The 14,175-nt window shown below is 69.2% G+C and carries 15 protein-coding genes and 1 pseudogene; 6 read left to right on the top strand and 10 right to left on the bottom strand.

All coding sequences use genetic code 11. The annotated features are described in order from the left end of the window. The 5 genes from ACSQ2G_RS03325 to ACSQ2G_RS03305 form a co-directional block, all read right to left on the bottom strand. On the bottom strand, positions 1-1,368 hold the full coding sequence (locus tag ACSQ2G_RS03325; RefSeq protein ID WP_436028266.1) for a FecR domain-containing protein: 1,368 nt from the start codon (positions 1,366-1,368) through the stop codon (positions 1-3). Further along, positions 1,365-2,084, bottom strand: coding sequence for a response regulator transcription factor (locus tag ACSQ2G_RS03320; protein WP_436028264.1), 720 nt, complete (start codon positions 2,082-2,084; stop codon positions 1,365-1,367). The genes ACSQ2G_RS03325 and ACSQ2G_RS03320 overlap by 4 nt, the downstream gene beginning before the upstream one ends. Before the next feature lie 253 nt (positions 2,085-2,337). Next, positions 2,338-3,003, bottom strand: coding sequence for a DUF1190 domain-containing protein (locus tag ACSQ2G_RS03315; protein WP_436028262.1), 666 nt, complete (start codon positions 3,001-3,003; stop codon positions 2,338-2,340). Positions 3,004-3,011: 8 nt separating this feature from the next. After that, positions 3,012-3,425 (bottom strand): DUF350 domain-containing protein, encoded by a 414-nt coding sequence (locus ACSQ2G_RS03310; RefSeq protein ID WP_436028261.1) that lies wholly within the window; start codon positions 3,423-3,425, stop codon positions 3,012-3,014. 20 nt (positions 3,426-3,445) lie between these two features. Next, the gene (locus ACSQ2G_RS03305; protein ID WP_436028259.1) at positions 3,446-4,099 is read right to left on the bottom strand and encodes a DUF2491 family protein; all 654 of its coding nucleotides are present in this window, start codon (positions 4,097-4,099) and stop codon (positions 3,446-3,448) included. Between the two features lie 195 nt (positions 4,100-4,294). Here ACSQ2G_RS03305 and ACSQ2G_RS03300 point away from each other — a divergent pair, with 195 nt between their 5' ends. The 4 genes from ACSQ2G_RS03300 to ACSQ2G_RS03285 all read left to right on the top strand — a co-directional run bounded on the left by ACSQ2G_RS03300 (position 4,295) and on the right by ACSQ2G_RS03285 (position 8,154). Then, complete coding sequence (locus ACSQ2G_RS03300) at positions 4,295-4,723, top strand: YjfI family protein (RefSeq protein ID WP_310084588.1); 429 nt, start codon at positions 4,295-4,297, stop codon at positions 4,721-4,723. A 26-nt stretch (positions 4,724-4,749) separates the two neighbouring features. Then, a complete protein-coding gene (locus ACSQ2G_RS03295) occupies positions 4,750-5,475 on the top strand; it encodes a PspA/IM30 family protein (protein WP_436028257.1) in 726 nt (241 codons plus the stop codon). 183 nt (positions 5,476-5,658) lie between these two features. Further along, on the top strand, positions 5,659-6,828 hold the full coding sequence (locus ACSQ2G_RS03290; protein ID WP_436028255.1) for a glutathionylspermidine synthase family protein: 1,170 nt from the start codon (positions 5,659-5,661) through the stop codon (positions 6,826-6,828). Positions 6,829-7,632: 804 nt separating this feature from the next. Next, positions 7,633-8,154 carry a flavin reductase family protein gene (locus ACSQ2G_RS03285; RefSeq protein ID WP_057184515.1) on the top strand — a complete coding sequence of 174 codons (522 nt, stop codon included), beginning with the start codon at positions 7,633-7,635 and terminating at the stop codon, positions 8,152-8,154. Here the strand turns inward: ACSQ2G_RS03285 and ACSQ2G_RS03280 are convergent. Next, a pseudogene (locus tag ACSQ2G_RS03280) lies at positions 8,112-8,273 on the bottom strand (hypothetical protein); the annotation flags it as partial. The gene ACSQ2G_RS03285 and the pseudogene ACSQ2G_RS03280 sit on opposite strands and share 43 nt — an antisense overlap. Before the next feature lie 75 nt (positions 8,274-8,348). Here ACSQ2G_RS03280 and ACSQ2G_RS03275 point away from each other — a divergent pair. Continuing rightward, positions 8,349-9,845, top strand: a complete 1,497-nt coding sequence (locus tag ACSQ2G_RS03275; protein ID WP_436028253.1) for a CoA-acylating methylmalonate-semialdehyde dehydrogenase — start codon at positions 8,349-8,351, stop codon at positions 9,843-9,845. Between the two features lie 65 nt (positions 9,846-9,910). After that, complete coding sequence (locus tag ACSQ2G_RS03270) at positions 9,911-10,849, top strand: M15 family metallopeptidase (RefSeq protein WP_436028252.1); 939 nt, start codon at positions 9,911-9,913, stop codon at positions 10,847-10,849. Between the two features lie 152 nt (positions 10,850-11,001). On the opposite strand, the gene ACSQ2G_RS03265 is transcribed toward ACSQ2G_RS03270, so the two are convergent. The 4 genes from ACSQ2G_RS03265 to ACSQ2G_RS03250 all read right to left on the bottom strand — a co-directional run bounded on the left by ACSQ2G_RS03265 (position 11,002) and on the right by ACSQ2G_RS03250 (position 14,032). Beyond that, on the bottom strand, positions 11,002-11,730 hold the full coding sequence (locus ACSQ2G_RS03265) for an endonuclease III domain-containing protein (protein ID WP_436028250.1): 729 nt from the start codon (positions 11,728-11,730) through the stop codon (positions 11,002-11,004). An 87-nt stretch (positions 11,731-11,817) separates the two neighbouring features. Beyond that, positions 11,818-12,378: an NUDIX hydrolase gene (locus ACSQ2G_RS03260; RefSeq protein ID WP_436028248.1), complete on the bottom strand. Its 561-nt coding sequence runs from the start codon at positions 12,376-12,378 to the stop codon at positions 11,818-11,820. Next, positions 12,375-13,376 (bottom strand): inorganic phosphate transporter, encoded by a 1,002-nt coding sequence (locus ACSQ2G_RS03255; RefSeq protein ID WP_310084564.1) that lies wholly within the window; start codon positions 13,374-13,376, stop codon positions 12,375-12,377. The genes ACSQ2G_RS03260 and ACSQ2G_RS03255 overlap by 4 nt, the downstream gene beginning before the upstream one ends. Continuing rightward, positions 13,376-14,032: a DUF47 domain-containing protein gene (locus ACSQ2G_RS03250; RefSeq protein ID WP_436028246.1), complete on the bottom strand. Its 657-nt coding sequence runs from the start codon at positions 14,030-14,032 to the stop codon at positions 13,376-13,378. The genes ACSQ2G_RS03255 and ACSQ2G_RS03250 overlap by 1 nt, the downstream gene beginning before the upstream one ends. Positions 14,033-14,175: the final 143 nt, after the last annotated feature.

Genomic DNA, 14,175 nt, shown 5'->3' with positions numbered 1-14,175 from the left:
CTAGCTTCCGATCTTCAGCGACTGCAGCGGCGCGACCTTTTCGGTGACCACCCCGTTCTTCACCCGCGTGGCGCTGATCCGCCAACTGTAGAGGCCCGGCGGCAGGTCGGTCAGGGTCAGCTGCGGCGCGACCAGGCCCGGCTGGTCGACGATCGGCGCGGTCGGCTCGGTTCCGGCGAACAGCTGGAAGCGGAAGCTGCGCACACCGCCGCCCGCCGCGCTCCAGCGGAACAGGAAATGGCGATGCTTGCCGCTGACCTCGGCGACCGGCGGGGCGCCCGGCTCCAGCACATCCAGGTCGCGGTCGAAGCTGTAGTCGGCGGGCGCGCCCTCCAGGCCGGCGGGGTCCAGGGCGGTGACGCGGACGAAATAGACGCCGTCCTCCAGCGGACCGAAGTCAGCCGTGGATTCAGCCTGGGTCGCCTCGGCGAACAGGTCGACGAAGCCGGCGTCGTGCGACAGCAGCAGCCGGTAGCCGGCGGCTCCGGCCTGGGGCTGGACGGCGAAGCGCACGGTGCGGCCGGTCTGGTTCTGGCCGGCCTCGTCCAGCCGGGGCGGAGGCAGCAGGGCGACCGGGGCGCTGACCCCGGTCCCGTCGGCCGAGACCGTGACGCCGAAGCCGGCCGGGATCGGCGGCCCGGCGGGGGGCGCTTCGCCAGGGCCCACGCCGACCGCGCCCTTCAGCACCTCGGTCCGGGCCCGACCCTCCGACGCCGCCACCCGGAACTCGGTGCCGCGCACGGCCGAGATCGACACCGGCGTGCGCACCTCGAAGCGGGCGTTGGGATTGGGGTTGGGCGTCGCCTGGATGGCGCTGCGGCCTTCGTCCAGTTTGAACACCCGCTGCGGGGCGTTGGTCAGCACGACGCTGCGCAGCCGCACCACCCGCATGGCGGTGTTGGAGGGCAGGGTGACGCGCGAGGCGTCCTCCATCTCGAACGTCGCGAAGGCGCCGGGGCCGGTGATCACCCGCTGGCCTTCCCGAAGGGGCATGCCCGTCTGGGCCGGGGTCCGACGGCCGTCGGTCTCGATCTCGACCCTGCCGCTGAAGGCGCTGAGCCGGGCGTCGATCGGCACGGTCTTGAGCAGGTCGGCGTCGATGGTCAGGGTCTTGCCCACCGGCATCACGCGCGGCCGGCTGATCTGGTTGGCGCGCTGCACATGGCGGTAGTCGTCGACCTGGCGCAGATAGGCGCGGCCCAGGTCGAACAGGGTGTCGCCACGTCGCACCACATAGCGGACCGGCGGGTCGGCCGGGCTGGCCACGGGCTTGGAGGGCTTCGCCGGGGCCCGCGGCGCGCACACGGCCGGGCCGGACGCCAGGGCCAGGACGGAGGCCAGGGCGAACAGCGAAGGTCGAAGAATCATTCAGCGGCTCCCGAGGCGGCGTCGGCCTCGGGCTCGCAGACTTCCAACCGGTAGCCGAACCCATAGACCGTCGTCAGTCTAAAGCCGTTCGCGGGGCGCAGGTGAAGCTTTGATCTCAGGCGCGAGACGTGGGCGTCCAGGGTGCGGGTCTCCAGGTCGGGCCGCTGGCCCCAGACCCGGCGCAGCAGGTACTCGCGCGACAGCGGCCGGGCCAGGTTGTTGAACAGCAGGGCCGCCAGCTGGAACTCCTTGGGCGTCAGGGTCTCGACAGTGTCGCCCCAGCTGACGGTCTGGGCGCCGGGGTCCAGGCGATAGGGGCCGTGCTGCTCGACCTGGGGCACGGCGGTCGGGCGATAGGCGCGCCGGGCCAGGGCGTTGACGCGGGCCAGCAGCACCTGCGGCTGCAGCGGCTTGACGATGTAGTCGTCGGCCCCGGCGTTCAGCCCCTCGACCAGGTCGGCCTCGACCGAGCGGCTGGTCAGCAGCAGCACCGGCGGCGACGGGCTCAGCAGCTCGCCGACCCGGCGCAGGGTCTCGATGCCGCTGAGCTCGGGCATGTTCCAGTCCAGGATCAGCAGGTCGAAGGTCTGGCGGCGCAGCTCGGCCAGCAGGCGCTCGGGGCGGGTGAAGCTGGTGCAGTCATAGCCCGCCGGCCCCAGTAGGGCGGCGACCAGCGCGTTGTGGCTGTCGTCGTCGTCGAGCAGGGCGACTTTCATGCGTTCACTTGCAACCAGGGTAACTCGCGCGCCCCGCGGGGTGGGGCGCGGGGCGCGCGGCGGCGGGGCGCCGTCCGAGAAGGATCAAGGCGACCATCCGCGTTGGCAAGCGTACCGTGCGGAAGCCCCCTACGCCCGGTTAGGACGGCCAAATTTACAATGGTTTACAGTCTGGGGTTTGCAGTCTGGGGTTTACAGGCCGGCCGCCCCGTTCCGCTCGTCCGGGACTGGCCAGGACGAGCGGGATCTGGATCTAGCCGCCGAACGAGCGGCCGCCGCCGCCGAAGCCGCCGCGCGAGATCACGGAACTGCGGCTCTGGACGCGGGCCGGGGCGCGCATTTCCGGGGCGTTGAAGCTGTCGGTGCGCACGCGGGTGCGGCCGGTGACATAGTCGCGCGACAGGGGATAGCCCGAGCCGCCGTAATAGGTTCCTTCGCGGTCGCGATACATCGGCGCGCCGTAGTAGCGGCCGCCGCCGCCGCCCAGGTTGTTCAGCGCCTGGCCGACGATGAAGCCGGTCAGCAGCGGGGTGAAGAAGCTGCCGCCGCCGCCGTTGTTGCGCGGCACGCACTGGTCGACGCCGTAGCGCTCCTCGCAGCTCTGCTGGTCGCCGAACTTGGGGGCGTTGGCGGCGCTGTCCTTCTGGGCCTGGGCGTAGGCGGTGTCGCACTGCTCGGCGGTCATGTCGCCCGAGCTCTTGCAGTCGGCCAGCGAGGCGTAGGTCTTGGCGTCGACCTCGCTGGAGGCGGCCGGCGGGTCGCCCCACTGGGTGGCCGTGCCGGGGTCGTCGCAGGCGCTGACCGAGATCGCCGTGCCGGCCATCAGGCCGGTCAGGGCCAGGCTGCTGGAGCGCAGGCGGCGTTTCGCCCGCGAGGTCTGGGGGCGCGAGGTCTGGGGGATGGAGGTCTGATCGGTCATGGCGCGCCTCAGGCCGTCATGCAGGCGGCGTTGAGCAGGCCCACCGCCAGGGAGATGCTCATCAGATAGAGGCCGGCGGCGATCTCGCCCTTCTCGATCCGGGCGGAGAGGTCCTTCATGGCCACCACGCGCACCAGGGTGAAGGCGGCGATCTGGATCACGCCCGCCAGGGCCGCCCAGGCGCAGAACTCGACCAGCGACACGGTGTTGCTGAGCGCCGAGGCCAGGGGCAGCACGTAGCCGACCAGCGCCCCGCCCAGGGCCAGGGCCGCGGCGACGTTGCCCTCGCGGATCAGCTTGGCCTCGTTATAGGGCGTCACCCACTGGTAGATCAGCTTGAAGACGACGGTGAACAGGCCGGCGACCACGAAGGCCACCACGAAGGCCAGGGCGTTGCCGCCAAATCCGTGCAGATCGCTCATGTCTTTCCCCCTAAAAGGCCCTAGGCCCGGAATTCGCCGACGCCCAAGGCGACGCCGACCATGATCTCGAACGAGATCTCGCGCTGGCGCGTGTCCTCGTTCTCGTTTTCCTGCTGGATGGCCAGCAGAAGCTCGCGGCCGTCGCCCGGCAAGTCGCGGGAGAACAGCATGCAGGTCTGGAAGATCCGCCGGTCGGGAACGCCGTCGCGGTCGTCGTGGACGTCTTCCCAGAAGCTGACCGGTTCCTGGCTCTCGGCCTCGTCGCCGAACCAGTCGCGCCGGTACTCCGGCAGGCCCGGGCCGGTGAAGGTGCGCGCCCGCAGCCGCTTGGCCCAGGCCTCCTCGTCGGCCCGGCCGCCCGGATAGGCGCTGTCCCAGGGGATGAACAGGGTGATGTCGGTGACGCGCTGGCCCTCGCGGTCGTCGGACACCGCCTGGAACATGATGTTGTCGTCGGTATAGAACCTGTGGACGAAGCCGCCCTCGCGCAGCTCGACCAGGCCCTGGGCTGTGATTTCCAGCGTGTCGGTGTCGAGCGCGAACTTCAGGTCGTCGCCCAGGCGTCGCCAGGCGAGGGTGTCCAACCAGACCGTGCGGCCCAGGGTGACGTTGCGGATCGCCGGCAGGGCCGAGGCGGGCGCGGCGTCCTTGCGGCCGAAGAGCTTACCGAACATGAAGCGACCCGATGCGAAACTCCCGTCACATGTACGGCGCCAATCCCGGCGACAAAAGAGGGAAGGGGATTACCAACTTGTCATGAGCGCACGTAAGGTTGCGCTCTCGACGACTGGCGTTCGCCGGCCCATCTAGTATGAAACGGCCCCAAGATCGGTTTGCCGCAAGACACGCTCCCGAGGAGACACCGCCCGATGACGACCCCCGCCTGGACTGTTCGCTCGCTGAAGACGGCGCTTTCCGACGGTTTCAGTGACGCCATGACGGCCCGCGTGGTCGAGGGCGCCGACCCGATCCTGCTGGTGACCATGCACGATCACGGCGACCTGGAGATCTTCGTCAGCGTCAGCGACCAGCAGATCGCCGCCTCGGTGCTGCTGTGGCCGGTCGACGAACAGGCCGACCGCCACGCCTTCAACGAGTTCCTGCTCAAGGCCCAGAAGCTGGTGCCGCTGTCGAACTTCGGCATCAGCGCCGTGAACGGCCGCGACTATTACGAGCTGTTCGGCGAGCTGTCGCCCAGCTCGTCCCTGGACGATATCCTGATCGAGCTGCGGGTCCTGGCCGAGAACGCCATCGAGGCCGCGTCCGACCTGCGCTCGTCCTTCACCCCCGCCGCCTAAACACCCGCGCACCTCGGAGACCCCTCATGTCCATCTGGAACAAGCTGTTCACCCTGGGTCGCGCCGGCGCGCACGAGGCCACCGCGGCCGTCGTCGACGCCAACGCCCTGCGCATCCTCGACCAGGAGATCCGCGACGCCGACACCGCCCAGGGCAAGGCCCGCGACGACATGGCCACGCTGGTGGCTCGCCGCCGCATCCTGGAGAAGGAAGTCGCCGGCTTCCGCGACCAGGTCACCAAGTACGAGGCCTCGGCCCGGGCCGCCGTCCAGAAAGGCGACATGGACCTGGCCCGCCAGGTGGCCCAGCGCATCGCCGACCTCGAGCAGGACATCGCGCTGAAGGAGCCGCAGATCGGCGACATGCGCGCCGCCGAGGACCAGTTGCACCAGGCCGTGACCGCCACCGACCGCCGCATCGAGACCCTGCGTCGCGAGGTCGAGGTCGTGAAGGTCAACGAAAGCGTCCAGAAGGCCCAGGCGGCCGTCTCGGCGCGCGGGGCCGGCGCGGGCGCCTCGCTCGGCTCGGCCGCCGACAGCCTGGCCCGCATCAAGGAACGCCAGATGATCCGCGGCGAGCGGATCAAGGCCGCCGGCGAGCTGGAAGACCGCCGCACCGGCGCGGACCTCGACGAAAAGCTGCGCCTGGCCGGCATCCTGCCCGGCCAGTCCAGCGCCGACGACATCCTGGCCCGCCTGGCCCCGGCCCAGCCGACCCTGCAGATCGAACAGAAGCCGGACGGCGAGGCGTAGGGTTTCCGGCCCTCAGAGCGTTGCCATCCCGGAAGCGCGTAGCGCTGTCCGGGACCCAGGTGAGCCGCACCGCATCAGCCCAGTCCCCTGGGTCCCGGACAGCCTCTTCGAGGCTTCCGGGAAGACAACTGGATTGGAAGACCTGGTCCTGTCGACCGCAATGCTGAAATGGATCGAAGCCTGATGCGCCGCCTCAAGCTCACCCCGCGTCCCGACTGGCAGGCCAAGGCCGAGGCGGTCGGGTTCGTCTATCACCACACCGAAGGCCAGGCCTATTGGGACGAGGGCGTGGCCTACGCCTTCACGTTGGAACAAGTGGAGCAGGACCTGGAGCCGGCCGCGGCCGAGCTCCACGACCTGTGCCTGGACCTGGTCGACGAGGTGGCCGGCAGCCAAGCGCTGATGGAGCGGCTGGCGATCCCGGCCGAGCACCGCGACTTCGTGGCCGCGTCCTGGCGCGCCAAGTCGCCGTCGCTCTATGGCCGCTTCGACTTCGGCTATGACGGCAAGGCCAAACCCAAGCTCTACGAATACAACGCCGACACCCCGACCAGCGTCTTCGAGGCGGCCACCTTCCAATGGCTGTGGCTGGAGGAGCTGATCGCCAACGGCACGCTTCCGGCCAACGCCGACCAGTTCAACAGCCTGTTCGAGGCCCTGCGCGACCGGTTCAAGGTGCTGTTCCCGACCGGCGGCTTCGTCCACTTCGCCAGCGACGAGGACGCGGTCGAGGATCGCCAGACCGTGCGCTTCCTCGAGGACCTGGCCCTGCAGGCCGGCGTCGAGCCCAAGTTCGTGGCCATGGACAATATCGGCCTCAACGAAGAGGGCCAGTTCGTCGACCTGGAGGGCTTCGTCCTGCAGGCGGCGTTCAAGCTCTATCCGTGGGAGTTCATGCTGCGCGAGCCCTACGCCGCGCACCTGAACACGGCCCAGGTCCGCTGGATCGAGCCGCCGTGGAAGGCGATCCTGTCCAACAAGGGCATCCTGCCGCTGCTGTGGGAGCGCCATCGTGGCCATCCCAACCTGCTGGAAGCCTATTTCGAGGGCGACCCGGCGGCCAACGCGCTGGGTGGCCGGTTCGTGCGCAAGCCGCTGTTCTCGCGCGAAGGAGCCAATGTCGAGGTGGTCGGCGGCCCAGAACACCTTGGCGAAGCCGTGCTCGACCAGGGCTACGGCGCGGAAGGCGCGATCGTCCAGGCCTACCATCCGCCGCCGGAGTTCGACGGCAAGCGGCCGGTGGTCGGGGCGTGGATGGTCGGCAACGCGCCGGCCGGTATCGGCATCCGCGAGGACGACAGCGTGGTCACCAAGAACCTGGCCCGGTTCGTGCCGCACGTGATCGAGGGGTAGGGCGCGGCCGGGGACACCGCGGCCGGGGACGCGCACTCACGGCAAGGCGCCGGCCGGTTTGCAGGGCGCTGGCTGTGAGTGCGTGTCCCCAACGGACCCGCTGAGTCCGGCGCTGAAGTCCCATGACGCCGTGGATGGCGTTGGGGACATGCACTCACCCCGAGACCGTGGATCGATCCGCGACGCCTTGCCGTGAGAGCACGTCCCCGGCTTGCGCTCGGCGTTGAGCGAACAAACTCCGGCGATTTCAACGCCCTGAAATTTCTCGACCCGCTTTGGTCCTCACCCTCCCAGACCGCCCTTATCCTGATCCCACCTCGTCGCGGGGAAAGGGCGCAATGGCCAGCGACTGATGCGGCGGCGGGGGGCGATCGAGCGGGAAGCTCTGTCGGCGGTCCCTTGGGACCAAACCTCGCGTCTCTGGTGCCGGCTGGGCTCGGAACACGGATACAGCGTGGCGCGAGGGCTGGCGAAGCAACAGGCGGGCGGTGACGCGCTCGCGGTCCGGGACCGGGGTTCGTTGACCTGGCCCGCCCGTCGGAGGCTTCAAGGCGGCGAGGCCCGAACAGGGCTCAGCGCCGCGGGCTTCCGGATAACGACCGCGCGGAGCGATCGGGCTTCGTCGAAAACGGTTACTACTCAAACACTCCGGACGGTGTCCGGCGCTCCGCGTCCCTTTCCGATAGCTCAGCGGCCAGCCGCGTGAGGACGAGAGATCGTGCCCGCCAACATTTGCCCCCACCGGGCGGCGCGCCACGGCTCAAACCCTTGCCCGTCACGTCGGTTTGCATCACTGGTGATCCAATGAGTCAGCCGGTCACGATCGAACTGGGCGAGGGCGGCGCGCATGACGCCCGGGCGCTGCGCCACGCCTTCGGATGCTTCACCACCGGGGTGACGGTGATCACCACGGTCTGCGAGGACGGCCGCCGCGTCGGGCTGACGGCCAACTCGTTCACCTCGGTGTCGCTGGATCCGCCCCTGGCCCTGGTCTGCGTCGACCTGAACTCGCGCAGCCTGCCGATCCTGGACGCCGCCCAGCGGTTCACGGTCAACGTGCTGCACGCCGACCAGCAGTTGATGGCCCGCCAGTTCGTACAGAAGGACGGCGACCGGTTCGCGGGCATCGACACCGAGACCTGGGGCACCGGCGCGCCGATCCTGCCCGACTGCATGGCCAATTTCGAATGCGTGACCCACCAGGTCTTCGACGCCGGCGACCACCGAGTCTATGTCGGCCGGGTGGTCAAGCTGCGCTACGACCCGGACCACGAGCCGCTGGTCTATCTGCAGGGCCGGTTCCGGCGGGTGCACGTGGAGGAGTAACGCTGTGCGTCCTTCGAGGCCCGCTGCGCGGGCGCCTCAGGATGAGGAGCTTTGTTGCTGCTGAATTCCTCATCCTGAGGTGCGAGCCCCCGGCGAGCCTCGAAGGACGCAGGGCGTTGGTGGACGAATTTTGCGGAATACGTGCGCCCGGCCGGATGCTATTGACGCGCAAAACAAGATCCAGGGAGCGTATCATGCGGACCATCAGCCATTTCGTGAACGGACAGACCCTGGAAGGGACCTCCGGCCGCTTCGGCGATGTGTTCAACCCGAACACCGGCGAGGTCCAGGCCCGGGTGGCCCTGGCGACCGACGCCGAGCTGGACGCCGCCGTCCAGGCCGCCGCCAAGGCCCAGCTCGGCTGGGCGGCGACCAATCCCCAGCGCCGCGCCCGGGTGATGTTCGAGTTCAAGCGCCTGATCGAGCGCGACATGAACGCCCTGGCCGAGATCCTGTCGTCCGAGCACGGCAAGGTGATCGCCGACAGCAAGGGCGACATCCAGCGCGGTCTCGAAGTGATCGAGTTCGCCTGCGGCATCCCCCACGTCCTGAAGGGCGAATACACCGAGGGCGCCGGCCCAGGCATCGACGTCTATTCGATGCGCCGGCCGCTGGGTGTCTGCGCGGGGATCACCCCATTCAATTTCCCGGCCATGATCCCGATGTGGATGTTCGGCATCGCCATCGCCGTGGGCAACAGCTTCATCCTCAAGCCGTCGGAGAAGGATCCGACCGTGCCGGTCAAGCTGGCCGAGCTGATGATGGAAGCCGGCGCGCCCCCCGGCGTGCTGAACGTGGTGCACGGCGACAAGACCGCCGTCGACGCCATCCTGACCCACCCGCTGATCCGCGCGGTCAGCTTCGTCGGCTCGTCCGACATCGCCCATTACGTCTACCAGACCGGCACGGCGCACGGCAAACGCGTCCAGGCCATGGGCGGGGCCAAGAACCATGGGATCGTGCTGCCCGACGCCGACCTCGACCAGGTGGTCAAGGACCTGTCGGGCGCGGCCTTCGGCTCGGCCGGCGAGCGCTGCATGGCCCTGCCGGTGGTCGTCCCGGTCGGCAAGAAGACCGGCGACGAACTGCGCGAGCGGATGGTCGCCGAGATCGAGACCCTGAAGGTCGGCATCTCCACCGACGCCGCCGCCCACTATGGCCCGGTGGTCAGCGCCGCGCACCGCGCCAAGATCGCCGGCTACATCCAGCTGGGCGTCGACGAGGGCGCGGAGCTGGTGGTCGACGGTCGTGACTTCGCGCTGCAGGGCTTCGAGCAGGGCTTCTTCATCGGCCCGTCGCTGTTCGACGGCGTCAAGAAGGGCATGAGGACCTATCAGGAGGAGATCTTCGGCCCCGTGCTGCAGATCGTCCGCGCCGAGAGCTTCGAGGAGGCGCTCAGCCTGGCGTCCGAGCACCAGTACGGCAACGGCGTGGCTATCTTCACCCGCAACGGCCGGGCGGCGCGCGAGTTCGCCAGCCGGGTCAATGTCGGCATGGTGGGGATCAACGTGCCGATCCCGGTGCCGGTGGCCTACCACACCTTCGGCGGCTGGAAGCGCAGCGCGTTCGGCGACACCAACCAGCATGGCGTCGAGGGCGTGAAGTTCTACACCAAGGTCAAGACCGTCACGGCGCGGTGGCCGGAGGGCGACCATGAGGGCGACGCCTTCGTCATCCCGACGATGAAGTAGGACGACAAGGCATGGGGGCGATGCGAAAACTGGCCGGAGCTTTCACCGTTGTCGCCCCCTTGCTGATGGGACTTGTCCTGAGCACCACGGCCTTCGCCCAGCCCTTGGACGCCGCCGAGATGGCGGCCGTCGGCCAATATGGCCAGCGCGCCGCGCCGCTGACGGTGTTCGAGCGGGCCGGGGTGCTGCGGGTCGATGGCCAGGGCCGCTCGGACGCCAGGCTGACGCCGCTGGGGCGCGGCCGCTACCGGATCGAGGGCGGCGGCGAACTGGTGCTGGAGCCGGTCGCCGTGCGCCTGGACGGGAACCGCCTGCCGCGCCACGACTTCGGGGCCGAGGTCGAGGCCGGCGTCCGCGCGGCGGTCCGCGCCGATCCCGCCGCCCTGCGGGCCCGGGCCCTGGCCGCCAAGCCGCCGGTCGAGACCGCCGAGCACCGGCCCGCCGACCTGGTGGACCTGTCGACGCTGGACCCGACGATCCGCCTCGACATCCGCTATGCCGGTCCGGACAACTTCATGGGCCTGCCGCTGTACGAGCGGGCGGCGGCCTATCTGCAGCGCCCCGCCGCCCTGGCCCTGGCGCGGGCCGCCCAGGCGCTGAAGGCCAAGGGCTACGGCCTGCTGGTCCACGACGCCTACCGGCCCTGGTTCGTGACCTGGATGTTCTGGGAGGCGACCCCGCCCGAGGACCACATGTTCGTGGCCGATCCGGCCCAGGGCTCGCGCCACAACCGCGGCTGCGCTGTCGACCTGACGCTGTACGATCTGAAGACGGGCCAGCCGGTCGAGATGCCCAGCCGCTACGACGAGATGTCGGGCCGCTCCTACGCCGACTTCATCGGCGGCACGACCAAGCAGAGGGCGATGCGCGCGACGCTGCGCGAGGCCATGATCGCCCAAGGCTTCGAGGTCTATCCCGAGGAATGGTGGCACTTCGACTACAAGGACTGGCGCCATTACGGCATCGGGACGCGGACCTTCAGCGAACTGGCGACAGCGCGGTGAGCGCCATCAGCGTCAGGGCGTCGGTGGTCGCCGCGCCGAACCGGGTGTTGTCGAGCACGCACCAGCTTGAGGTGGGGCGTCGTCATACGCCGTCGCGTACAGGGCGGGCGAGCCGTGCAGGCGGCGCAAGCGCTTCACCGCTCCCGCCGGCTTCAGGCGCGCGGCCGCCAGGCCAGGATGTCGGCGCTGCGTTCCACCCCCGTCCGCGAGCACGTCCCCTTCAGCGAACACGCCCCGCAGCGCGGCGCGTGGTGCGAGCACAGCAGTTGGCCCAGGCCCTTCATCAGCCAGTGCAGCTCGTAGAGATCCTCGGCCGTCCAGCTGTCGGGGACCAGGTCCATCAGCGCCCGGTAGGCGTGGGCGGTGTCGTAGCTCGCGGGAACCAGCCCGTAGCGGCCGGCGACGCGATGCACATGGGTGTCGACCACCAGGGCCCGCATGTTCAGCGGACTGAAGTTCAGCACCGAGGCGGCGACCTTGACCCCGACGCCGGGCAGGCCCTGCAGCCACCAGCGGGCGCTGTCCAGTTCCAGCTCGGCCAGGTGGTCCAGCGACAGTTTCCAGCCGCTGCGCACCTGGATCAGCCGCAGGGCATGGGGCAGGTGACGGGCCTTCTCCTCGGGATAGGTGACGTCCTTGATCAGCTCCTGGACCTCGGCGTCCGGCGTCTCGGCCAGTTCCTCCCAGGTGGCGAACCGGTCTTTAAGCCGGTGATAGACCGCCCAGGAGACGGCGTCCTTGGTCCGGCCGCTGATCGACGACTTGACCAGCTGCGACACCGGATCCAGCCGCTTGGTCGGCCGCTGCGGTCCGAAGGTCTTGAGCAGCCCGTCGCGCAGGGCTTCGAGCGGCGAGGTCGAAAGGTCGAGGGACAGCTGCATGGCGATTCTCGCTTCGGAACGTAACGGGAACATAGTGAACGCGAAGCGGCTTGTCGAGTTATCCCCAGCCTGTTGAAAGACGTCGGCCTAGCGTCGGCCCCACAGCGCGGTGACCCGCCGGCGCAGGCGATCGAAGGCGACCCGGACCGGCGTGGGCGCCAAGGTCGGGGCCGGGCGCTCCTCGGCCGGCAGCTCGACCTGGGCGAAGCGGGCGATCATGTCGCGCAGCTCCGGCTCCTGCACCGCCAGCGCCGCCTCGACCGGTGACATCCACCGCAGGGTCCGCTGGCCCTTCTCGGGCCAGGCGGCGTGCTCGCCGGTGATCTCCATCGGATAGACGTCGACCGTCACCGGACGCGCCGCGCCGCTCTTGAGGCGCTTCAGATAGGGATAGTCGCCGATCGGGGTCTCGACGATGCGGCCGTCCAGTCCGGCTTCCTCGTAGGCTTCCTGGGCGGCGGCCTGATGGTCGAGCTTGCCCTTCATCGGCCAGCCCTTGGGGATCACCCAGCGGCGGGTCTCGCGGGACGAGACCAGCAGGATCTGCAGGCCCGCGACCGGATCGGCGCGCCAGGGCAGGGCGGCGACCTGGCGGCGCCGTGTTCCGGACTTGCGTCCCGCCTGCTTGCCGCCCGCCGTGTCGCTCACTTCATCCAGAACCCGAGATAGTAGAACGCCGCCGCGACGAGGCCGGCCGCGGGCAGGGTGACGATCCAGGCCGTCACGATGCTCTTGGCCACGCCCCAGCGGACGGCTGAAACCCGACGCGAAGCGCCGACGCCGACAATAGCGCCCGTGATCGTGTGAGTCGTCGAGACCGGAACGCCGATATGGGTCGCCAGGAACAACGTAATCGCGCCGCCGGTCTCGGCGCAGAAGCCCTGCATCGGCGTCAGGCGGGTGATCTTGCTGCCCATGGTGTGCACAATGCGCCAACCGCCAAAGAGGGTGCCGAGCGCCATCGCGGTCTGGCACGACAGCACCACCCACAATGGGATCGTGCCGGGGGCGTGGGTGGCGCCGTGGGCGAACAGCAGGGCGGCGATGATGCCCATGGTCTTCTGGGCGTCGTTGCCGCCGTGGCCCAGGGAATAGGCCGCCGCCGAAACGAACTGCAGCTTGCGGAACACCCGGTCGGCGAAGAAGGGCGAGCTTTTCAGGAAGGTCCAGGAGACGATCAGCACCAGCAGCAGCGCCAGGACGAAGCCCATCAACGGCGAGACCACGATGCCGGCCGCGGTCTTGCCCAGTCCCGCCCACTGCACCGCGTCGAAGCTGCCGACCCGCGCGACCGAGGCCCCGACCAGGCCGCCGATCAGGGCGTGCGAGCTGGACGATGGGATGCCGGCCCACCAGGTGATCAGGTTCCAGCTGATCGCGCCCATCAGGGCGGCGAAGATCAGGCGGTCGCTGATGATGTGCGGGTCGATGATGCCCGCGCCGACCATCTTGGCGACGCTTGTGCCGAAGAAGATGAAGGCGATGAAGTTGAAGAACGCCGCCCACAGCACCGCCCACTTGGCCGACAGCACGCGTGTCGAGACGATGGTGGCGATCGAGTTGGCGGCGTCGTGCAGGCCATTCAGGAAGTCGAAGCCCAGGGCCACGACCACCAGCACGACCAGGATCAGGAAGGTCGGATCCACTAGACCTGCTCGACCACGATGCCGCTGATGCGGTTGGCGACGTCCTCGAAGCGATCGACGACCTTTTCCAGGTGGCTGTAGATGTCGACCCCGACGATGAAGGTCATCGGGTCGCCGGAGGAGCCCGTCGCGCGGTTGGCCAGGAACAGCGCCTTGCGGCCCTGGTCGTACATCAGGTCGGCCTGCTCTTCGATCTGGGTGACGCGGACGGCCAGCTCGGTCAGGCGCTGGGCGTTCTTGCGCATGTCGGGCAGCAGGGCCACGGCCTCGACCGTCAGTTCGGCGGCCTGGACGATGATCGCGGCCATCTCGCGCATCTGCGGCTCAAAGGTCTTGACCTCGAACAGGCTGACGACCTTGGCCGTCTTGCGCATCTGGTCGATGGCGTCGTCCAGCGAGGTGGTCAGGTCCTGGATGTCGCTGCGGTCGAACGGGGTGATGAAGCTGCGGCGGATCGCGCCCATCACCTGGCGGGTGATCTCGTCGGCCTCTTCCTCGTGCTGGTAGACCCGGGCGCTGGCGGCCTCGACGCCGTCGCCGCCCTCCATCAGGTCCCGCAGCGCCTTGGCGCCCAGCACCAGGGTGGCGGCGTGCTGCGCGAACAGCTCGAAGAAGCGGTCTTCCTTGGGCATGACGGCCCGGAACAAGCCCAGCATGGTCGCTTCATCCTCTGTTCGAAGCGTGGAGATCTTTCGGGCGATCCTGGTACCGAACGACGCCCGACGGGGCGGAGCGGAACCACGGAAGGCGACCGCGTTCAAGCCTTGAGTGACGGATTTATGACAACCACACCCTCTGG

Source organism: Caulobacter sp. LjRoot300, from assembly GCF_964253875.1.
In the GTDB taxonomy this organism is placed as follows: Bacteria; Pseudomonadota; Alphaproteobacteria; order Caulobacterales; family Caulobacteraceae; genus Caulobacter.
This window is presented reverse-complemented; position numbering and strand designations above follow the sequence as displayed.

Coding starts and splice junctions, on each gene's coding strand:
- ACSQ2G_RS03325 (WP_436028266.1), bottom strand. CDS start 1,368: ATGATTCTTCGACCTTCGCTGTTCGCCCTGGCCTCCGTCCTGGCCCTG.
- ACSQ2G_RS03320 (WP_436028264.1), bottom strand. CDS start 2,084: ATGAAAGTCGCCCTGCTCGACGACGACGACAGCCACAACGCGCTGGTC.
- ACSQ2G_RS03315 (WP_436028262.1), bottom strand. CDS start 3,003: ATGACCGATCAGACCTCCATCCCCCAGACCTCGCGCCCCCAGACCTCG.
- ACSQ2G_RS03310 (WP_436028261.1), bottom strand. CDS start 3,425: ATGAGCGATCTGCACGGATTTGGCGGCAACGCCCTGGCCTTCGTGGTG.
- ACSQ2G_RS03305 (WP_436028259.1), bottom strand. CDS start 4,099: ATGTTCGGTAAGCTCTTCGGCCGCAAGGACGCCGCGCCCGCCTCGGCC.
- ACSQ2G_RS03300 (WP_310084588.1), top strand. CDS start 4,295: ATGACGACCCCCGCCTGGACTGTTCGCTCGCTGAAGACGGCGCTTTCC.
- ACSQ2G_RS03295 (WP_436028257.1), top strand. CDS start 4,750: ATGTCCATCTGGAACAAGCTGTTCACCCTGGGTCGCGCCGGCGCGCAC.
- ACSQ2G_RS03290 (WP_436028255.1), top strand. CDS start 5,659: ATGCGCCGCCTCAAGCTCACCCCGCGTCCCGACTGGCAGGCCAAGGCC.
- ACSQ2G_RS03285 (WP_057184515.1), top strand. CDS start 7,633: ATGAGTCAGCCGGTCACGATCGAACTGGGCGAGGGCGGCGCGCATGAC.
- ACSQ2G_RS03275 (WP_436028253.1), top strand. CDS start 8,349: ATGCGGACCATCAGCCATTTCGTGAACGGACAGACCCTGGAAGGGACC.
- ACSQ2G_RS03270 (WP_436028252.1), top strand. CDS start 9,911: ATGGGACTTGTCCTGAGCACCACGGCCTTCGCCCAGCCCTTGGACGCC.
- ACSQ2G_RS03265 (WP_436028250.1), bottom strand. CDS start 11,730: ATGCAGCTGTCCCTCGACCTTTCGACCTCGCCGCTCGAAGCCCTGCGC.
- ACSQ2G_RS03250 (WP_436028246.1), bottom strand. CDS start 14,032: ATGCTGGGCTTGTTCCGGGCCGTCATGCCCAAGGAAGACCGCTTCTTC.